The 241-nt window shown below is 52.7% G+C and carries 1 tRNA gene; it reads left to right on the top strand.

Annotated elements, in window-relative coordinates:
• Positions 1-165 precede the first annotated feature (165 nt).
• Positions 166-241 (top strand) — tRNA-Ala (locus ACVA58_RS28590).

Raw genomic sequence — 241 nt, 5'->3', positions numbered from 1 at the left:
GGCGATTAGCTCAGTTGGGAGAGCACCTCCCTTACAAGGAGGGGGTCACTGGTTCGAGCCCGGTATCGCCCACCACTTTTTCCTTCTTCTTTGCTATGAAGTTCGTCGTTTAGTGAACTAAACGTCCTCGTATCATGCCTAGAATAAGAAAAAAGAACCCATTATGGGGCTATAGCTCAGCTGGGAGAGCGCCTGCCTTGCACGCAGGAGGTCTGCGGTTCGATCCCGCATAGCTCCACCA

It is taken from the genome of Photobacterium sp. DNB22_13_2, from assembly GCF_052873915.1.
The sequence above is the reverse complement of the archived record's forward strand: the minus strand, read 5'-3'. Positions and strand labels throughout refer to the sequence as shown.